The sequence below is a fragment of the Clostridium sp. genome, from assembly GCF_050717635.1.
Taxonomy (GTDB): Bacteria; Bacillota; Clostridia; order Clostridiales; family Clostridiaceae; genus Clostridium_AD.
Genome location: NZ_JBOITO010000039.1, coordinates 47,060 through 65,064, shown reverse-complemented (window position 1 = coordinate 65,064; position 18,005 = coordinate 47,060). Strand labels below are relative to the sequence as shown.

General features: G+C 30.3%; 18 protein-coding genes. 12 read left to right on the top strand and 6 right to left on the bottom strand.

Translation table 11 applies throughout. The features are described 5' to 3' along the window. The first annotated feature begins 15 nt into the window (after positions 1-15). A complete protein-coding gene (locus ACREWB_RS19185) occupies positions 16-846 on the top strand; it encodes a prolipoprotein diacylglyceryl transferase (protein ID WP_431549074.1) in 831 nt (276 codons plus the stop codon). An 18-nt stretch (positions 847-864) separates the two neighbouring features. On the opposite strand, the gene ACREWB_RS19180 is transcribed toward ACREWB_RS19185, so the two are convergent. Then, positions 865-1,737 carry a helix-turn-helix domain-containing protein gene (locus tag ACREWB_RS19180; RefSeq protein WP_431549073.1) on the bottom strand — a complete coding sequence of 291 codons (873 nt, stop codon included), beginning with the start codon at positions 1,735-1,737 and terminating at the stop codon, positions 865-867. A gap of 135 nt (positions 1,738-1,872) precedes the next feature. Here ACREWB_RS19180 and ACREWB_RS19175 point away from each other — a divergent pair, with 135 nt between their 5' ends. The 4 genes from ACREWB_RS19175 to ACREWB_RS19160 all read left to right on the top strand — a co-directional run bounded on the left by ACREWB_RS19175 (position 1,873) and on the right by ACREWB_RS19160 (position 4,689). Beyond that, on the top strand, positions 1,873-2,475 hold the full coding sequence (locus ACREWB_RS19175) for an ECF transporter S component (protein WP_431549358.1): 603 nt from the start codon (positions 1,873-1,875) through the stop codon (positions 2,473-2,475). Further along, entirely contained in the window at positions 2,472-3,002 is a 531-nt protein-coding gene (locus ACREWB_RS19170) for a DICT sensory domain-containing protein (RefSeq protein WP_431549072.1), read from the top strand. Before ACREWB_RS19175 ends, ACREWB_RS19170 begins: the two co-directional genes overlap by 4 nt. A 381-nt stretch (positions 3,003-3,383) precedes the next feature. After that, positions 3,384-4,025, top strand: coding sequence for a hypothetical protein (locus ACREWB_RS19165; protein WP_431549071.1), 642 nt, complete (start codon positions 3,384-3,386; stop codon positions 4,023-4,025). A gap of 223 nt (positions 4,026-4,248) precedes the next feature. Beyond that, positions 4,249-4,689: a helix-turn-helix domain-containing protein gene (locus ACREWB_RS19160; protein WP_431549070.1), complete on the top strand. Its 441-nt coding sequence runs from the start codon at positions 4,249-4,251 to the stop codon at positions 4,687-4,689. Between the two features lie 109 nt (positions 4,690-4,798). Here ACREWB_RS19160 and ACREWB_RS19155 read toward each other — a convergent pair whose 3' ends face one another. After that, a complete protein-coding gene (locus tag ACREWB_RS19155; protein ID WP_431549069.1) occupies positions 4,799-5,344 on the bottom strand; it encodes a hypothetical protein in 546 nt (181 codons plus the stop codon). 273 nt (positions 5,345-5,617) lie between these two features. Between ACREWB_RS19155 and ACREWB_RS19150 the strand changes: the two genes are divergently transcribed. From ACREWB_RS19150 to ACREWB_RS19135, 4 genes are all read left to right on the top strand, one after another. Further along, a complete protein-coding gene (locus ACREWB_RS19150) occupies positions 5,618-6,973 on the top strand; it encodes a YjiH family protein (protein ID WP_431549068.1) in 1,356 nt (451 codons plus the stop codon). Between the two features lie 701 nt (positions 6,974-7,674). Continuing rightward, on the top strand, positions 7,675-8,880 hold the full coding sequence (locus ACREWB_RS19145; RefSeq protein ID WP_431549067.1) for a GGDEF domain-containing protein: 1,206 nt from the start codon (positions 7,675-7,677) through the stop codon (positions 8,878-8,880). Between the two features lie 187 nt (positions 8,881-9,067). Continuing rightward, complete coding sequence (locus tag ACREWB_RS19140; protein WP_431549066.1) at positions 9,068-10,987, top strand: OPT family oligopeptide transporter; 1,920 nt, start codon at positions 9,068-9,070, stop codon at positions 10,985-10,987. Next, positions 10,977-11,327 (top strand): PqqD family peptide modification chaperone, encoded by a 351-nt coding sequence (locus ACREWB_RS19135; RefSeq protein ID WP_431549065.1) that lies wholly within the window; start codon positions 10,977-10,979, stop codon positions 11,325-11,327. The genes ACREWB_RS19140 and ACREWB_RS19135 overlap by 11 nt, the downstream gene beginning before the upstream one ends. Before the next feature lie 92 nt (positions 11,328-11,419). On the opposite strand, the gene ACREWB_RS19130 is transcribed toward ACREWB_RS19135, so the two are convergent. Next, positions 11,420-12,454, bottom strand: a complete 1,035-nt coding sequence (locus tag ACREWB_RS19130; RefSeq protein ID WP_431549064.1) for a homoserine dehydrogenase — start codon at positions 12,452-12,454, stop codon at positions 11,420-11,422. 205 nt (positions 12,455-12,659) lie between these two features. Here ACREWB_RS19130 and ACREWB_RS19125 point away from each other — a divergent pair, with 205 nt between their 5' ends. The 3 genes from ACREWB_RS19125 (at position 12,660) to ACREWB_RS19115 (ending at position 15,620) form a co-directional block, all read left to right on the top strand. Further along, positions 12,660-13,481 carry a DUF4352 domain-containing protein gene (locus tag ACREWB_RS19125; RefSeq protein ID WP_431549063.1) on the top strand — a complete coding sequence of 274 codons (822 nt, stop codon included), beginning with the start codon at positions 12,660-12,662 and terminating at the stop codon, positions 13,479-13,481. 327 nt (positions 13,482-13,808) lie between these two features. Further along, a complete protein-coding gene (locus ACREWB_RS19120) occupies positions 13,809-14,855 on the top strand; it encodes a nucleotidyltransferase family protein (protein ID WP_431549062.1) in 1,047 nt (348 codons plus the stop codon). A gap of 300 nt (positions 14,856-15,155) precedes the next feature. Then, the gene (locus ACREWB_RS19115; RefSeq protein ID WP_431549061.1) at positions 15,156-15,620 is read left to right on the top strand and encodes a hypothetical protein; all 465 of its coding nucleotides are present in this window, start codon (positions 15,156-15,158) and stop codon (positions 15,618-15,620) included. 79 nt (positions 15,621-15,699) lie between these two features. Here ACREWB_RS19115 and ACREWB_RS19110 read toward each other — a convergent pair whose 3' ends face one another. The 3 genes from ACREWB_RS19110 to ACREWB_RS19100 form a co-directional block, all read right to left on the bottom strand. Then, complete coding sequence (locus tag ACREWB_RS19110; protein ID WP_431549060.1) at positions 15,700-16,350, bottom strand: hypothetical protein; 651 nt, start codon at positions 16,348-16,350, stop codon at positions 15,700-15,702. Between the two features lie 50 nt (positions 16,351-16,400). Continuing rightward, on the bottom strand, positions 16,401-16,961 hold the full coding sequence (locus ACREWB_RS19105; RefSeq protein WP_431549059.1) for a hemerythrin domain-containing protein: 561 nt from the start codon (positions 16,959-16,961) through the stop codon (positions 16,401-16,403). Positions 16,962-17,153: 192 nt separating this feature from the next. Next, positions 17,154-17,864, bottom strand: a complete 711-nt coding sequence (locus tag ACREWB_RS19100; RefSeq protein ID WP_431549058.1) for a Crp/Fnr family transcriptional regulator — start codon at positions 17,862-17,864, stop codon at positions 17,154-17,156. Positions 17,865-18,005 lie beyond the last annotated feature (141 nt).

Here is an 18,005-nt window from a genome sequence, read left to right as displayed (position 1 = left end):
TTATGGGAGGTTGCTATGAAACCTATATTGAACTACGTATATTTGTTTAATCATAAATTTGCTATTAGTGCTTATGTTTTTTTTGGATGCACAGCAGCCTTCTACTTGTTTATTTTTGCTTATAGACAATTGAAAAGAGAGGATGTTAGCACACGGAAAATCTTAATGATAAGCTTTTGGCTTATCATTTCTTTCTTTGTAGGAGCACGGCTACTTTATGGAATATTATATATAAGGAAAATTATAGAAACGCCAATTAAATTATATCAAATAAAGCTAGTGGGTTTTGCACTTTACGGTGGACTGGGTGGCGCATTTTTAACTTGGTATTACATTTGCATAAGATATAAATTAGATTTCTTGGTTATTACAGATGGTTTAGTACCTCATTTGGGAATATCAGCTGCAATAGCAAAACTTGGATGTTTCTTTAATGGTTGTTGTTACGGCGTAGCTACTACAATGCCTTGGGGAGTTGCATTTGAAAATGCTGACAAGAGTCCGTTCAAAAGCGTATTCGGCAATAATTCGTTCACAAACCTTTTGTTTAATAGTTCACCGATTTTAAGACATCCAACCCAACTATATGAAGTTTTTTTTGCCATTATCTCAACTATAATAGCAGCATTATTGTTAAGGAAAAAAGTAAAAAGAGGTATAACATCAGCTGTATTTCTTATAATATTTAGTATCGGAAGGTTTATATCATTTTTATTTAGAGATTTTACGGGGGCTTCCACTGCTTCAAATATAATCAGAGGCCCTGTGGTTTACGGTGGAATAGTAATTTTTTGTAGCCTGTATATACTTAAAACAATAAATAAATTTTTAACTAGGACGCCGTAACTTGCAACGTGGATGGCACTATAATTGTTCCGCTAATAAAACTAACTCTTGAAGATTTCTCGCAAAACCATCCGAACCAATTTCATGCCATAGGTTAGGGCTCTTATCAAATGCATTTCCTCCTACGATAACTTTTACATTCTTAAGTTTTGGTTTACTCTTTATCAATTTAATAACATTTTCAATAGTGGCTACGTTATATTGCATGGTGGCAGACATTACTAGCAATTGGCACGAGCAACTCTCTAAAGTTTCTACTATACTATATATCGGAGTATTATTACCTAAGTAATAGGTTTGCCATCCCTCCATATCCAATAAATCTTTTGCCATCTTTAAAGGTATTTCATGTAGCTCACTAGCGGGTAAAGCCATTAATACATTATTTTTATTACTAGATTTTTTTTGAATAAAAGCATTTAATTGATTCATAATAGTTTCTATTGTATGTGAAAAAAAATGTTCTTTAGCAATGGACATCTGTCCATTTTCCCATAGTGATCCAACCATCAGAAGGCTTTTTTCAAAAATTACTCGATATATATCTTTTACTTGGATGCCACCCTTAGCTAGTTCTATTATGAGTTCTGTGGCTGCATGAGTATTATTTTCCATTAAATCCTTTAAAAAACTTTCTTGAGCTTCCTCTAATTTCAGTAGATATTCTGTATCATTTAAGGTATAATTCAAAAGTTCTCTCCCTAAGAGCTCATCTAAGGAAACATGAAAATAATCGGCTATATTTTTAAGTGTTTTTTCACTTGGAAATCTAATTCCACTTTCATAATTTGCCACAGTTGTTTGGGCTAAACCCAAAATGTAGGCCAAATCCTTTTGTTTTAAATTTTTTTCAATTCTTAGAGATTTCAAATGTTCTCCTAAATAATGCATTATGCATCCTCCTATAAAATAAAGTTGATTTATAATTTTACAAAATATAGTTATGTTATAATTCGAAACGAAATAAATTTAAACAAAATTATACAAATAAACCTTTATATAATTCGTTATGTGTAGTATACTCAAATTGAAGTTTCAAAAGGGGGTGAACATATCATTAAATACTCTGCTAAACAAATAGTTAGGATAGCTATATTTAGCACTTTATCCTTTATACTAATGTTCTTGAATACTAGCTTACCTCTATTTCCACCTTTTTTAAAAGTGGACTTAAGTGAAATACCTGCTGTTATTATGTTGCTTACAGGAGGCGTTTATGAGGCGATATTTGTTAGTTTAATAAAGAACATTTTACATTTTACCGTATCACAATCAGCTGGAATTGGAGAATTAATTAATTTTATAATATCAGCATCCTTTATTATACTTATTCATTTCTTATATAACAAAACAAAAAAAATTAAAATAAGTTTATTATTATCTACAATTATTATAAGTATTCTATCTGCACTTGTAAATTATTTTATTATGTTTCCATTATACAATATTTTGTTAGGTGTTAACAAACAAATGATTCTTAATTTAGCTGCTTCTTTTAACCCCATTGTAGTTAATTTAAGCCTATATTTCGTATTAATTATTATTCCGTTTAATTTAATTAAATTTACCATTGTATCAATATTATCTTATAATTTGTTCAACAAAATTAAAGGAGGATTTTATAAATGAAAAATTTTTCAATTTATGATGAAATTTTTGAAAAGGTTGAGGGTGATGTTATAAAAATGTCTAGTAACGAATCAGACAAAACCTTTTCTATAGCAAATATTAAATATGAAACTCAAATTTCAAATTTAGAAAGAATGTGTTTTATAATGGAAAGTGTGGCACTAAATAAGAAAAGAGAGGGTACCATATATGCAGGATTTCAAAAAATATCTAGAGCTAAAAAAATCTGGGATAGATATTTAAAAATGGCTGATAATGTAGATAAAATATACTTATTTGGAGAAAAAGATACTACACTAGAGTCCCACCCAAATATTGAGTTCGTTTATTTACCTCCTAATCACAAACTAATGAGGGAATGGTTTTTGGTAATGGATATAAAATTAAGTAAAAATATGATGGTAGCATATGATTTAGATGGTTTTGGAACTTTGCCCATTGATAGAGATAGACACTTCAAAGGAGCAAAAACTGTTAACATTACTCACATTGATAATACAGTAAAACTATTAAAAACTATAATATAATACATGTCATATTTAAACTTTTTTTAAGATAAACTAACTAAATAATCTAATAGAAAATATCCCATATAATTATATAATATGGGATATTTTTCTATGCTTATATAAGCTCAGTTGTTCCTCCTTCAAAAGCACCCCTTGGGTGTTTATTTTTACATTCATGTAAAAATAAACTGTTAAAAGCTGAATATATTTGTCACAATTGAGAGTTATTATAAATATATTGAAATGGATACAATCTTATGTAAGTGTCTAAAAATTCGCTATAAAGTAGACAGCTAAAGAAAGTCTACTTTATGGGGTAGATCCAACGACAATGTTGGCGACACCTCTAGTTATTTCTTAGATATTTGCAATAATACAATTTAAGCGAGGTGCAATAGAATGAGTGAAATTTATTGTGATTATGGTATTCCCTATTTTCAAATAGGTGGATATACTGATTCAGCTACCGGAGCCACTGGAACTACGGGATTAAACGGTGCAACTGGCACAACAGGATCTACTGGTGCTACAGGGGGAGATAATTCGGGATTTATTGAAACTTTGAAGATAGGAGATATAAATGCAGTAATTGCTTTTAATCAGGGGGAAGGAGACAACCAGGCAATTGGAGCCCTTGCTTTTAATGGACAACAAACAACTATTAGTAGCCTTGCAACTTATGTTACTCAAACAGGTAGTACAGGGAACTTTCAGTTGGCAATCCTACAACCAGTAACTCAGACAGCAGCCAATGTTATTGCTGTGACTTCTGTAGTAAACTCTTTAACAGGAGGGTTGTTAATCTTACCGCTACTAGTACCTGTTACACTTTCTAATAATCAAGTTTATTATCTTGCTGCATATAACCAAGTTAAAGGATCAACTTTAGGTGGCCGAAGTACAGGAACAGAGAAAATAGTAGATGCCTTCGCCATTAATTTTAGAGAGCTAAAACTCCCAATATTAAAAGTTGGTATGTCAATAAATACAAAGGATGTAAGCTTACTCTTATCACCCTATATCGCTGGATTAGTAAACTGATAATTATTATTGTACACAAATCAAGTATATCTTGATACAACTGGAAATTATGTAACAGTTACCCTAGTGGGGTGCGTCACACCCCACTAGGGTAACTGTTACTTGGGAAAAATAGTAAATGATAAAATGATTAAAAATAAGCCTCATTTAGTAAAAGTCTTGAAATTGTAACGTAATTCGGCTATCATAAATTTAGATTCAATTGAATGGAGGATTCGTTAAAATGAATAGAGTTGATATGTCAAAAATGCTACACGAACATACTGGTGATATGCTTACTAATACATTGAACAGTATTCCAGAGATTAGATTTATTTCAAGAGTTGATGAAGCTATTCAGAAACGTGGTTTAACTCAAAACAAATTGGCTACAATCAGTGGATTGAGACCAACTACAATATCGGAAGTAACTAAGGGAACTAGGTCAGCACTCACTAAATCACATATCGCGGCAATTATGATAGCACTAAGAATTACAGATATAAGAGAGATACTTGATATAGAGTTTTCACCAGAAACAGTTAAACAGTTTAATGAAGAACGTAGAGAATGGATTAATGACGATGTGATTCCTGAGGGGGTTTCTAAAATGTATACAGACAATGCGTTAATCTATTTTAAAGGTAAACAGAATTTGACTATCAATCCCAACATCAGAGATTAAATTCAGGTCATTAGCAACCAGTAAATAGGGTCCACTAGCAGCTATGGGGATTTTCAAGGTAATATAAAAGTGGGAACAGTGGGCTATGATAATTTGCCTATTAATAATATTATGATAAAGAAGGTTTTGGATGCCGGTATAGATCCCAGTTATACAGAATACATAGAAGGAGATGACTTCCAGTCATCTCCTTATTAAATGTCATACTATATTTGAAAACCTTAGCCATATCATCATATTCTCCAATTATTGATGCGGTGTATTTAGAATTTTCTTTAAGTGTACCGGCTATAGATATGGAATTTTGTGATTTTGAAGAATATAGATTGTTTCCACCAATGTATGTTAGATAATAGCTGTGTAACTCATCAATGTTTTTTTTTGATTCAACTTCTACGATAATAGAAGAGTTATTATTTACAGTCATTTTGCTTACAAAGACAACATTATCTTTATCAGAAATAGGCAGAAAATTTTTGGGATATTCTTCAGGTAAAGTTTTAATATCAGCTTCCACAGAAGCTTCTAAGGAGTCGGTTTTTACAATTACATTAGTGCCGTCTTTAGTGTCTGACATACTCTTATTCACATTTGAACTACAGCCGCTAATTAATAGAGCTATGCAAAGCATTGAGGATATTATTACTTTTTTCATAGATTCCTCTCAAAGAAATTAATTTCCTATACTATATGCTGTTAAAATATAAAAGGTGTTAAAATTGTAAGAATCTTATGAATAAAAAAGTATTGAATTATGAAGTGAAAGGCAATATATATTTATTTTCATTTAATTTATGCTAATATATATTAGATTGAATATATATACAAAATACTGATTAAATATGCAAAAACCTATTGCAAGACTTTTGTGTGTATGTTATTCTAGAAATTGTGCATCGTAGTTAAGACAAAATGGAGGTTTGTAAGTATGATAAATAAGTTAAAGTTTGTATTTTTATCAATTTTTGGATTTATTTTTTTTCTAATACCTTTTAATATTAAAGGAGAAAGTAAAATTGCTATATCCCACATAGTAAATTTTGTTACAGGAAATATGTTTGATTCATTTATTGGTTTCACTATTATTTGTGCATGGGTTGTGCTAATTGCAACTATTCTTTTTATTTTTTATTCTTCAAAAAATGAATATGTTAATTCTGTATTCAAAGCATCACCTTTAAATGTTGTATTAAGGATAGTTGGTTCATTTTTATATCTTATGGTGATTAATAATTGGTTTCAAAACTATGAGTTTGCAGGTATGATTTTAGATGGCGGTACTGGCGGGCTGATGGCAGGAGATGGTGGTCTTTTAACCACACTTTATATAACGTTCTTTGTAGCTATTATTGCCCTTCCTTTATTAACACATTTTGGTATGGTTGAATTTATAGGTATTTTATTAGGGCCTATAGTTAAAAAGTTGTTTAAAGTACCAGGCTATTCAACTATCGATGCCATTGCATCCTTTGTTGGTGATGGTACAATTGGTATTGTGGTAACGGATAACCAATATCAAAGAGGATACTATAATAGAAGAGAAGCTTATATAATTGCAACCAGTTTTTCTATTGTAGGTATAGCATTTGCTTCTGCAGTAGCTGAAGAGCTAGGGTTTGCGGATATTTTTCCGATATTTTATGGATCTATTGCATTAGTAACTGTTATAGTGGCTTTTATTACAGCTAGAATGCCACTTAAGAAATTTCCACCAACTTATTATAAAGGGGTAACTCCGAGTATAATTGAGACTCCAAAAGGTAAAACTGTTTTTGAATATGCATATAAATCTGCAATAGTGCAGGCAGGAGATGCCAAAATTTACGATGTAATGATTCAGGCGTTAAAAAATATTGTTAACATATACGTTGGATTTTTACCTATTATTATGGCGGTTGGAACATTATCTTTGGTAGTGGCAGAATATACCCAGTTTTTCAATATCATTAGTGCACCACTGGTATATTTCTATACTTGGATAGGGTACAGTAATGAAGTAGCAACGATCATGGCACCAGCATCGGTTGCTGGATTTGCAGATATGTATTTACCAGCTTTATTTATCGGTAGATCGGTTTCTGAAGCCTCAAGATTTTTTATTGGTGTATTAGCATTTACTCAGTTAGTATTTATGTCTGAAACTGGAATGATTTTAGTTAAAAGTAAAATTGGTTTAAGCTTTTGGGATGTAATTAAAGTATTTCTTTTTAGAACTGTAATGTCTTTCCCATTATTAATAGTTATAACAAATATTTTAGCTGCTTTAGGTGTAATATCGTTTTAATGAATAACGTTCTTTATATTTTATTTTGGATAAGCTCTTTTTAGTGCGTTGCACTGAAAGGAGCTTATTTTTGTTTATGAAAGAAAAGGTGCGAAGCTAATGATTAAATATAAATGGTTGGAACGACCTCCACAAATGGAAGATAGAAATCTACTTTCAAAATAAAAGAATGCAGATAATTATTAACGGGTTCCGTTTTGAGGTGCAAAAGCTAAAATAACAATTGTAATAACAGTTTGTATTTATTCAAAAAACTTAATATTTAAGCCGTAAATCACATTAAGTTTAAAACAATAGATTTAACAGGTAAAAATTTATTATACATCAACCTTAGCAGAAGAAATTCTTAGATATGCCTTTATTTATGTAATCCCTATTATCAACAGTTATCTACAGTATATAATCAAAAAACATTCAAGAAAAATTGCTTTTTTAAATGAAAGTTTTATAACGACAAACAAATTTGATAAACAGTTTGAAAGAATATTAATGGGTGCAGCAGCAAGCTCGGCTACCTCGCAAAGTCCCGAGCGATGGAGCAATTTCATTATCATCCCCTCCACCATGTAGAACTTGTGGCTTTTTATGTCGAGAATTTGATTATTTCTTGTTAAATTGGAGGAAATTGTTTATAATAAAGCTACAAAGTGAATATTGTATCAAATTAAGGTGGTTTACCTTTATAGCACGGGGGGGATGAAATGAATTTTTATAAAATTAACAAATATTTAAATTCAAAAGTAATAGAAAAATATAAAACAGAATTTAGTGATGAAATGATTAAAATGGGCGTATACAGGGTAAAAGTTCTAACTGTAATTTTAATTGTTTTTGAAATTATTATGATAATAGTCTCAGCTATAATAGAAAAAGAGAAAATTTTTAATACTCCTCGTATTTATTATATAATAATGTATGTAGTAATGATTATTAATTGCATTGCTTATTTTATTTTATTCTCAAAAATAGAAAAAAGTAAGATTATTAAAAGAAAAACTATTAAACGTATCTTCTATGCAGGTGCATGTTTTATCCTAATGTGGAGTATTGGTATAACCTTATTAGATCAGATTTCATACGGGCAAACTACTGTATATTTTACAGCTATTATAGGTGTAGCATTATTTTCATCAATTAAGCCTATAGATACATTGATTATAAATATATCTGTAAATATTATATTTATTATTTGTTTGCCGTTTTTTCAAAAAAATCATTTAGTGCTTTTGGGTAATTATATTAATACTTCAATAGTTATAATTATATCCTGGCTAATACAGACCTTTATTTATAAGGGGAGAGTAGATGATTTTAATAATACAAAAATCATACAAGAAAAAACTAGTGAGATGGAGAAACTATATGAAGAATTAAAAAAGGTAAATCAAGAGTTGGAATTATTAGCTCAAAAGGATGGATTAACTGGTTTATATAATCGTTTAATGTTTGATAGGTTACTAAAATCTCAATGGGAACAATGTATAAAAGGTTCTAGTTCACTAACATTAATTATGATGGATATTGACTTTTTTAAATCCTTTAATGATACTTACGGACACCAGGATGGTGATAATTGTATAATCAAAATTGCTAAAGTTTTGTTAGATTTTTCTACTGATTCTTCAAATTTTGTAGCGCGATATGGAGGAGAAGAATTTTCAATGGTGATTAATGATTTGAGTAATGAGAGAGCTTTTTTAATTGCAGAGCAAATACGTAAGAATGTAGAAGAATTAGATATTCCACATAAGATGTCTTCTGTTGCAAAACATGTAACAATTAGCTTGGGAGTATATACAACTATACCATCCAATAACTATTCTATTGAAAAGTTTATTAAATCAGCTGATAATGCATTGTATAAGGCAAAGGATGAAAATCGAAATAGGGTTGTCGTTTCTAAATAGCAAACTGCAACTTTCAGTTTAGTGATGATGTAGATAGACGAGAAAAGATTGAATATATTGTATAATAATAAAACAATTGAAACTTATTTAATAAGTAAAATTCTTTATTCGTAAAATTGTGAAAAATAGTTTGAGGATAAATCCGTGGTATAATTGTACTTATAAAACATTAAAGGAGGTATAACTTATGGATCATAAGTTGTCAAAAAATGCATACGGGGGCGTAACTGGTAAAGAATACGTTCCTTACGTTTCTAGTGGTTCTAAATCTGGTGGAAATCTTGCCGTATTAATAATCGGTATAATTTTAGCCACTATATTCGCAGCATCAACTGCTTATTCAGGAATGAAAGCAGGGCTTACAGTTGCCGCTGGTATACCAGGATCTATAATAGGTTCTGCATTAATAGCTGCATTTGCTAAACAAAAGGGTATCCTTGGCAAAAACTTAGTTCAAGGTATGTCTAGTGGTGGAGAATCTGTTGCTAGTGGTATAATATTTGTTTTACCAGCAGTTCTTTTAATAGGAGCTAAAGTTTCTTTCTTAGAAGGATTTGCTGTTGGTATAGGTGGAGTTTTATTCGGTATGGGAGTAGCTTCTCTTGTTTACAATTATTTAATAGTTGAAGAGCATGGTAAATTAATGTACCCTGAGTCAATGGCTATATCTGAAACACTTGTTGCTTCAGAAGGTGCTGGAGAGTCAATGAAATTCATGGGAATCGGTTTCGGAATTGGTGGTCTTATAACTTTAGTAACGGGTTCATTTTTTAATTTAGCTAACACTGTTGTAAGTTATGTAAATGAAACTTTCTATAAGTGGAAATTTGAAGTTGAAGTTAACCCTCTATTATTAGGTATAGGATTCATAGTTGGGTTAGAAGTTTCACTTATGATGTTTGCGGGTTCTTTGTTATCTAACTTCGGTATTATGCCTTTGATAGGGTATTTTATAGAACTTGGACGAGATGGTGTAACTGTATGGAATGATCCTAGTGTTGCTATAAACGCTATGGAGGTTAAACATATCGCTGGTAGTTATGTGAAATATATTGGTGCTGGTATGATGCTTTCTGGTGGGTTAATAGGTGCTGTAAAGCTTATACCTGTTATAATAACTTCCATAAAGCAAACTCTTAATGCTAAGGATTCAAATGGTGGCGAAGGCTCATCTGTTGCAATCATAGTATTACTTATTGGAATAGTAGTATGTTTTTTAGGAGGTTTCCTTATATCTGGTGGTAACATATTAATGGCTATAACTGCTTCTATCCTGTCATTATTTTTATCATTACTATTTGTTATAGTTTCTGGTCGTTTAACTGGAACTATAGGAACTTCAAATCTTCCTGTATCCGGTATGACTATAGCTTCTATAGTTGTTGTAACATTATTGTTTGTTGGAATGGGATGGACAAGCCCTGGAAACAACAGAACATTACTTTTATTTGGTACATTTATAGTTACAGCTATTGCTATGGCTGGAGGTTACGCTCAATCACAAAAGGTTACTTTCATAGTAGGTGGTAACAAAAATGAAATGGATAAATACTTTGCTATATCTGGTGTGGTTGGTGTTGCAGTAGTTATAGGAGTTATATTATTGCTTGCAAGTAAGCTTGCAATGACTGGTGATAATGTTCAATTTGCATTGCCTCAAGCTAACTTAATGGCAACATTAACTGCTGGTATAATGTCAGGTGAATTACCTTGGGTTATGATCATCGTTGGTGCCGTTATGGGAGTTGTTTTCTACTTATTAAAACTTCCTGTAATGACAGTTGCTATAGGATTCTATTTACCAATAGCTACAACTTCTATAATACTCGTAGGTGCATTAGTTCGTGTATTTATAGAAAAAACTTCTAAATCTGTAGAAGAAAAAGAGCATAAAGTTTCTAATGGTATAAGTTTATCATCTGGACTTGTTGCTGGTGGTTCTATAATAGGACTTATAGGAATAATACTTCAAGTAACAAAAGTGTTAAAAGGAGCTGGTCCAAGCGGGTTTGCTGCTTCTAATTCTATGGCAATTATAATATTAGTAGTTCTAATAATAGCTACTATAATTCCTATAGTAAGTAGTAAGGTAAAAAATGCTAAGTAATAATGAAGATGTTTTAAATATAATATATAAAGTTTCTGACAGCTTTCAATATGAAGTAGGCATAGACAACATTGTGACTATGATTGAAAAACAAGATCATAAGATCCAAAAGTTCTTTAGAAAACTTAAATTCAGAATTCCAGAATATAAGAAAACTTCTTTAGATGAGTATGGTAGTTGTGTGTTTTTACAGATAGATGGCAAAAAAACTGTAAAAGATATTGGAGAAAATCTAGAAGTAAAGTATGGTGATAAAGTTCAGCCACTTTATGAAAGATTATTGTTATTCTTAAACCATATCGACGTTAATTGTAAGTATATAGAAAAAGTACATTTCTAATATAAAAAGGCAGCTACGCTAAGGAATTAGCGCAGCTGTCTTTTTGTGATTAGACCTTGAATCTTGTTTGTTTAAATAAAATCAGTTTAAAGCTATTTGATGAATTTATAACCATCATGAATGTTAATTATGTCTCTTAAAACAGATGCTGCAGCTGGAATCACGCCTGATGCTCCGCCTATTAATGTTAGATCACCTAACGTATCTGATATATATCTAACTCCTTTATTTTTACCATCAACGTTATATAATGGGTTAGTTATGTCTAGTTTTTCAAGCTTGACACTCATATGGATGGTGTCATCTGTATTTATGGTTCTACCAATTAATTTATATTTTTTATTTTCAATAAGTGAATTTGCAACATCAGTCTTAGTTAAATTAGTTATACCTTCAATTAATACATCATTAAGAGTCATTTCTTTATTCATTAGAACATTAGTTAAAATTACAAGTTTTATTGCAGTATCCCAACCGTCAACGTCTAGGCAGGGGTCTTTCTCTGCAATTCCAATTTTTTGAGCTTCATGAAGGGCTGTTTCATATGTAGTTCCATGTAGTTCCATATAATTCGTGATAAAATTAGTAGTTCCGTTAAGCACACCTTCAATTGATGATATCGTAGCACCCGCCATATCAATCATTCCACTATTTATAGTAGGTAGTGCACCACCAGTTGTACACCCAATTCCAAGCTGTACATTGTTTTTAAGCGCTATCTTTTTTAATTTATTATATCCCAAAAGTATGGGACCTTTGTTTGCAGTTACAACATGAATTTTATTATTAAGAGCATTTGTTATATGTGTCATTCCTGGCTCGCCAGTTTTTCTGTTAGTTGGTGTCATTTCAACTAATAAATCTATATCCTTGTTATTTAATATACTTGAAAATGTGACATTACTGTCTCCTCCATGTGGATATTTAGTAATATCTTTCTCGTCTTTTAAAAACTCAATAAGATTAGCTAAATCTATACCATTAGGATTATATATTCCTCCCTTTGAACTAAGAACGTAAAGCAATTTAATATTTAGCCCTTTTTTTGCTAGATATTTATATTTAAGAGTGAGTAGTTTAACAAATGCTTTCCCTACTCCACCAAAACCAACTAAAGCTATTCTCATAATTTTATCCTCCTAAGGGTGCTATTTAATTACGACTACTATAATCTTAGCATAGTAGAATTATTTTAACAATTAAAAAGTATTTATCAGAAAATTGATTTTTACCTAAGGAATTAAAGAGGGTTTAAATTCATTCAAGGCATTTAAAGGAATTTGAAAATAAATGTAGAAATATATAAAATATCTAAAGTTAGGGGGAAGTTTTATGTTAAGGAAAATCACAAATTTATTTATAATTGTTATTATTTCTATTTTAGCTTTAACTGGCTGTGGTGCAAGTAGCTCAAATTCCAGTAATTCTAGCTCGGAGAATACAACACCACTTTCAAAAACCGAATTTGCTCAACTATATTCAGATTCGAGTAAGTTTGAAGGTAGAAGAGTTTGTTTCTATGCAAGGATATTTACCGAACCTAAGAAGGATGATAAAGGAACCTACCTTCAAGCTTATGCTAATGATGATCATAGCAAAAAAACTATAATAGGACTTAAAGACCCAGAGCTTGGTGTGAAGAATGGCGATATTATTGAAGTGTCAGGAATTGTTGGAAAAGCATTTGAAGGTGAAAATCCTTTTGGTGTAGAACTTACAGCTCCTAGCATTGCAGCAAACGAAATTGAAAGGTCAGATTATTCACCTGCATTTGCACCAGCTATTAAGACTATTCAAATAAATAAGGAAATAAATCAAAATGGTTATATCTTAAAACTTAATAAAATCGAAGTTGCAGAAAAAGAAACGAGGCTATTTATAAACATTAATAATACTACAAAAGACAAAATTAGTTTTTATAGTTTAAATACTAATATAACGCAAGGTAATAAACAATTTAAAGAATTAGTTAACCTTAATGAAAAAGTGCCCGAAATAGATAGTCATATTTTGCCTGGAGTTGCTCAAGATGGTGTTTTAATATTTGAACCGATACAAGAAGATGGAGAAAATTTAAAGGTAATATTTGAAGGGGAGTCCGATAATCAAGATTTGCATTTCATCCCATTTACATTTGGTGCAACATGTAAATAACACTTGAAATAAAAATGACAAATCACAGCTTTTTATATTGAGCCCAAAGAGAGACCACCCAAAATTTGTTGATTTGATAATAAAATTAATGGTATGTTACTTGCAAAGGGCTATAACCTCTATTAGCTCTAGTTATTTCAATTATTTTGCAAGGAAAGCAAGGGAAATACAATAATTTCCTCATAACTCGCTGATAAGTACTTATTGTGGTACAATGGAATTGTATGGTAAATCACTTTTATATATGAAAATACAATAAGACTTTATAATGACGCTTTTGCAAAAGAAGTGTGCTTTGAGGAAGCTAACTACTAAGGAGGAAAACTTATGAAAGCATTATTTCTTGTAGACGGAGTGGGGGACGGATTAAAACCATTAACTGACGTTTTACCTAAATCTATGATGCCAATTATGGCGAAACCACTTTTAGAAAGAAATATATTAAAACTTAAGGATTATGGTGTTGATGAAGTTATACTTAGTACAGGCCATAAACCACAAAAAATCGAAAAATATTTTGGTGATGGTACAAAATTAGGGGTAAAGATTAATTATATAGGCGGAGATATTACTTTAGGTACAGGAGGTGCAATCAAAAATGCTGAGGAATTTTTCGATGATACTTTTATCGTATTTACTGAGGATATTTTAAGTGATATCAATATTAAAGATATGATGAAATTTCACAGAGAAAAAGGTGCAGCAGTTACTATTGCAGTAACTAAAGTTGAAAATCCTTGTGATTATAGTGTTATTGAATATAATGAGAATCTTTATGCTGAAAGTTTTACTGAAAACCCAAAGCTTTCAGAAATAAAATCAAACTATATTAATGCTGGAATATATATACTTGAACCAAATGTTTTAAAGGAAATTCCAGATTCACAGGTAGTATCAATAGAAAAAGAAACATATCCATTACTCTTAAAAGAAGGGTATTCTATAGCTGTTTATAAAAGTGATGCATATTGGATGGACATAGGCAGTATTGAAGAATATATTCAGGCCAATGAGGATGTTTTAAGCGGAGAGTATCCACTGTCAGAAATTAAAGATGAACATCAGGGAATATTTATAGGTGAAAATACAACAATACATAGTTCTAGTAAAATTATTGGTCCTACGTATATTGGTGAAAACACTAGAATTGGGGTTAATTCTACTATTGGTCCCAATGTGAGCGTTGGTAATAATTGTAAAGTAGGTTCAAATACTATAATCACTGACTCTATTGTTTGGGACAAAATAACATTTGAAAACAACTGTACAGTTTCAAGTGTTATTATTAACTCGGATTTTATGATATCTAATATTAATGAAAACACCAATGATATTGAGACTGAAGCTCTAAATAAAAATAGTAAGCGCAGCTAAGGCACCGCTTACATCCCGAGTCGTGTAAACTAGGCAAAAACTTGACATTGGATGTGGATTTATTAGAAGTTAACTTAGGTAGGAAAAATAAAATTGACTTAAACGGCCATAGCCCTAAGATTCATTGGACTGAGGTCGTTTAATTTTTTTTGTGATTTTACGGTATTTTAGGAGTGCTTAAGAGAATATTCGGTATACCATAAATTACTATGAGTATTGTCTTTTTAAATGCACATGATAATATCACGTAAAAAAAATACATTTATAATATATATAATTAAAATAGGGGTGAAAAATTTGTTGAGTAAAATCGTATTATGGATAATATTAGTGGTTCCATGGTTAACATTATTTTTTTTGAAGAAAGAACAGGTAAAGCATTTTATGCCTGTAGGTATTTTAGCATCATTTCTAATGGTTCTTTATAATTTAATTGCTTACAATGAAAAATATTGGATTATAAAAGTACATATATTACCTTGGTTACAACCTTCGTTTGAAGCATTTGTACTTGGTGGTTTTTTAGTAACAACGATATGGATCTTTCATTTTACTTTTCAGAGATTTTGGATATACTTAATAACTAACATAGTTTTAGATTTTATGTTTGCAATTTTCCCACTTCCATATTTATTACAGAATAAGTTAGGAATTTATCAATTAGTTAATACTACTCCATGGAAACGATACTTTATTTTTGTTATTTTTTCTATTATTATTTATGGTTACCAAAAATGGGAAGAGGAAGTTTTTAAACCAATTTAAGCTTCTAATTAAAAAGAATATTGGAGACTTAGATTTTGAGGGTTCATACCTTTTTCTATTAGATTTTATATAATTAACTTTATTTTCTTTCGATTCTATGAATAATAGTGGAGCCCTCTTTTTTTACTGTATAAGTAAATTGAGGATTAATTGTTTGTACGAAAGTTTTAAACCATGAAAATCTAAGAGAATATAAGGTATCTACATTTGCTCCTGCAATCTCCCAATATGCTCTATGTAAGCATTTAATATTCTGCCACTCTAATATATCAACGTCTTTTATAGTTATACTATTTACATTATCACAAGGCATACCTTCAAGTATATATACATTAAGTGCCTGGTAGATATCAGGAGCTGTGGTAGTTTCATAAATATTTTTTGATTGTTTTGCTAAATTGTTAGCTTGATTGTTATATACATTAAAGGCTACTTTTTCTGCTTGTTCACCGAATTTATTAATTAAATATCCTAAAAGTTCTGCTTGACGGGTTTCTGCGGCTGCTATTTTATTCTGTAGCCATCCATGTATGTTATCTGTATCAATCAAGTCCTCAAGAGGTGCATCCTCTAAGGGATTACCATATTTTTTATTAATATCATTTACGATTACAGTTACTTTTTCTCCGTAAACTTCCTTAAATGAATTTATTAAATTTATTTCTAGATCTTCTGTTACCTTTATTTTATTGAATAATAAAGTGTGAATTGGTGCTAAAAATCTGCTCATTAAAAATTCCTCCTTAATATAAATATTGATTTAGTATAAATGCATATTAATTAATCTGTAACATACTTCTTCTCAAGCATTTCTAAAACATCGATATATTTCTTTTGCACCTGATTTTCATTTGCTATAGATTCAAGTTTTTCACAATTTTCATTTACGTCCACCATGTCAGCCTCACTTAATGCTCTTCTAGCAAAGGCATATATTAATTTATTTTCTTTATCAATATGTCTTGTTAATAAATCACTATAACAGATAGAATTTGCGATTATATCAACTTGTGAATCTAAGTCGCCATTTTTAACTCGTAGTAGAGCTTCCTCTAAAAGTTTAATATGTTGTCTTCCTAAATCATGTTCTATATACATTCCGGATAAGGGTCCCTTTACCATCTTTTGACCTAATTGAGTTTCCATCTTTTTAAATAGGACAACCTCTTCCTTATTGTGATGATGTTTATCAGCGTAATTTCTAACAAATAAAATCATCTTTTCAAAGGATACAAAATCAACAGTATTAGTATTCAATATTTCTATGCTTAATTTCCTAAATACTTTTAATCCTCGTGATATATATTTATGCTCATCTATCATTAAATCTATTGCATCCATGCTTGTTCCTCCTTATTTTTTAATTAATTTGCATCTCCATAGGGGATGATTTAACTTACAATCATTATTATTAACTTGTTTAATAATATAATACTAGTTTTTATATTATAAGACGGTAACTTACGTTACAAGTTTTTAAATAAAAAAATCAACATAAGAGCGTATATAATCTCTTAGGTTGATTTGACAGTACTATTCTACATATGATCTTAATTTTTCTATTTGTTTTATAATCAGTACTTTGTTGCCCTTAAGGCTAATAATGCCCAGTTCTTCAAATATGCTGAGTTTCCTACTTATGGTTTCTCTTGTAACTCCAACATAATTTGCCATTTCTTCTCTGTTAATGGGTAAGTTGATTTGCAAGCCTTGACTTACGACTACACCATACTTTTCACCAAATTCTAAAAGCATAAATGCGATTCTTATTTCTGCATCGTTAGTAGCAAGATTTTGGGCAAGATTTTCAGTCTGAGATAGACGTTTTGAAATAACTTGTAATAGCTTTAATGATATTTCTGGATTACTCATTATGATTTTATCCATATCTTGCTTAGTTAGTGTACAAATTTTAACGTTTGAGATAGCATAAGCATCAAAATTACATAGTTCATCACTACTAAAGAGACTTAATTCCCCAAAAAAATCACCACCAGTGAAGATATGAATTATTTGCTCCTTACCTTCTTTTGTTAATTTAGATGTTTTAACTTGACCTTCATTAATAATGAATAGGGTATCTGATTTTTCACCTTGACTACATAACATATCACCTTTGTTATAGACTTTATGTCCAGTCATATCAATAATTTTTATAAGCTCATCATCAGATAGAAATGAAAATATTGGTACCTTTTTAGCACATAGGCTATGATTACATTTTTCACAATTACAATTTTCCATATATATATCACCTACCATTTAATATCATAACATTTTTAATTTATTGTGGTCAATTGTTAATATGTATAAATTTTGTTCTTTTTTCAATTTGTGATTTGAATCATATTTTTAAAATGGGAATTATTATAGAATGGGGTCATA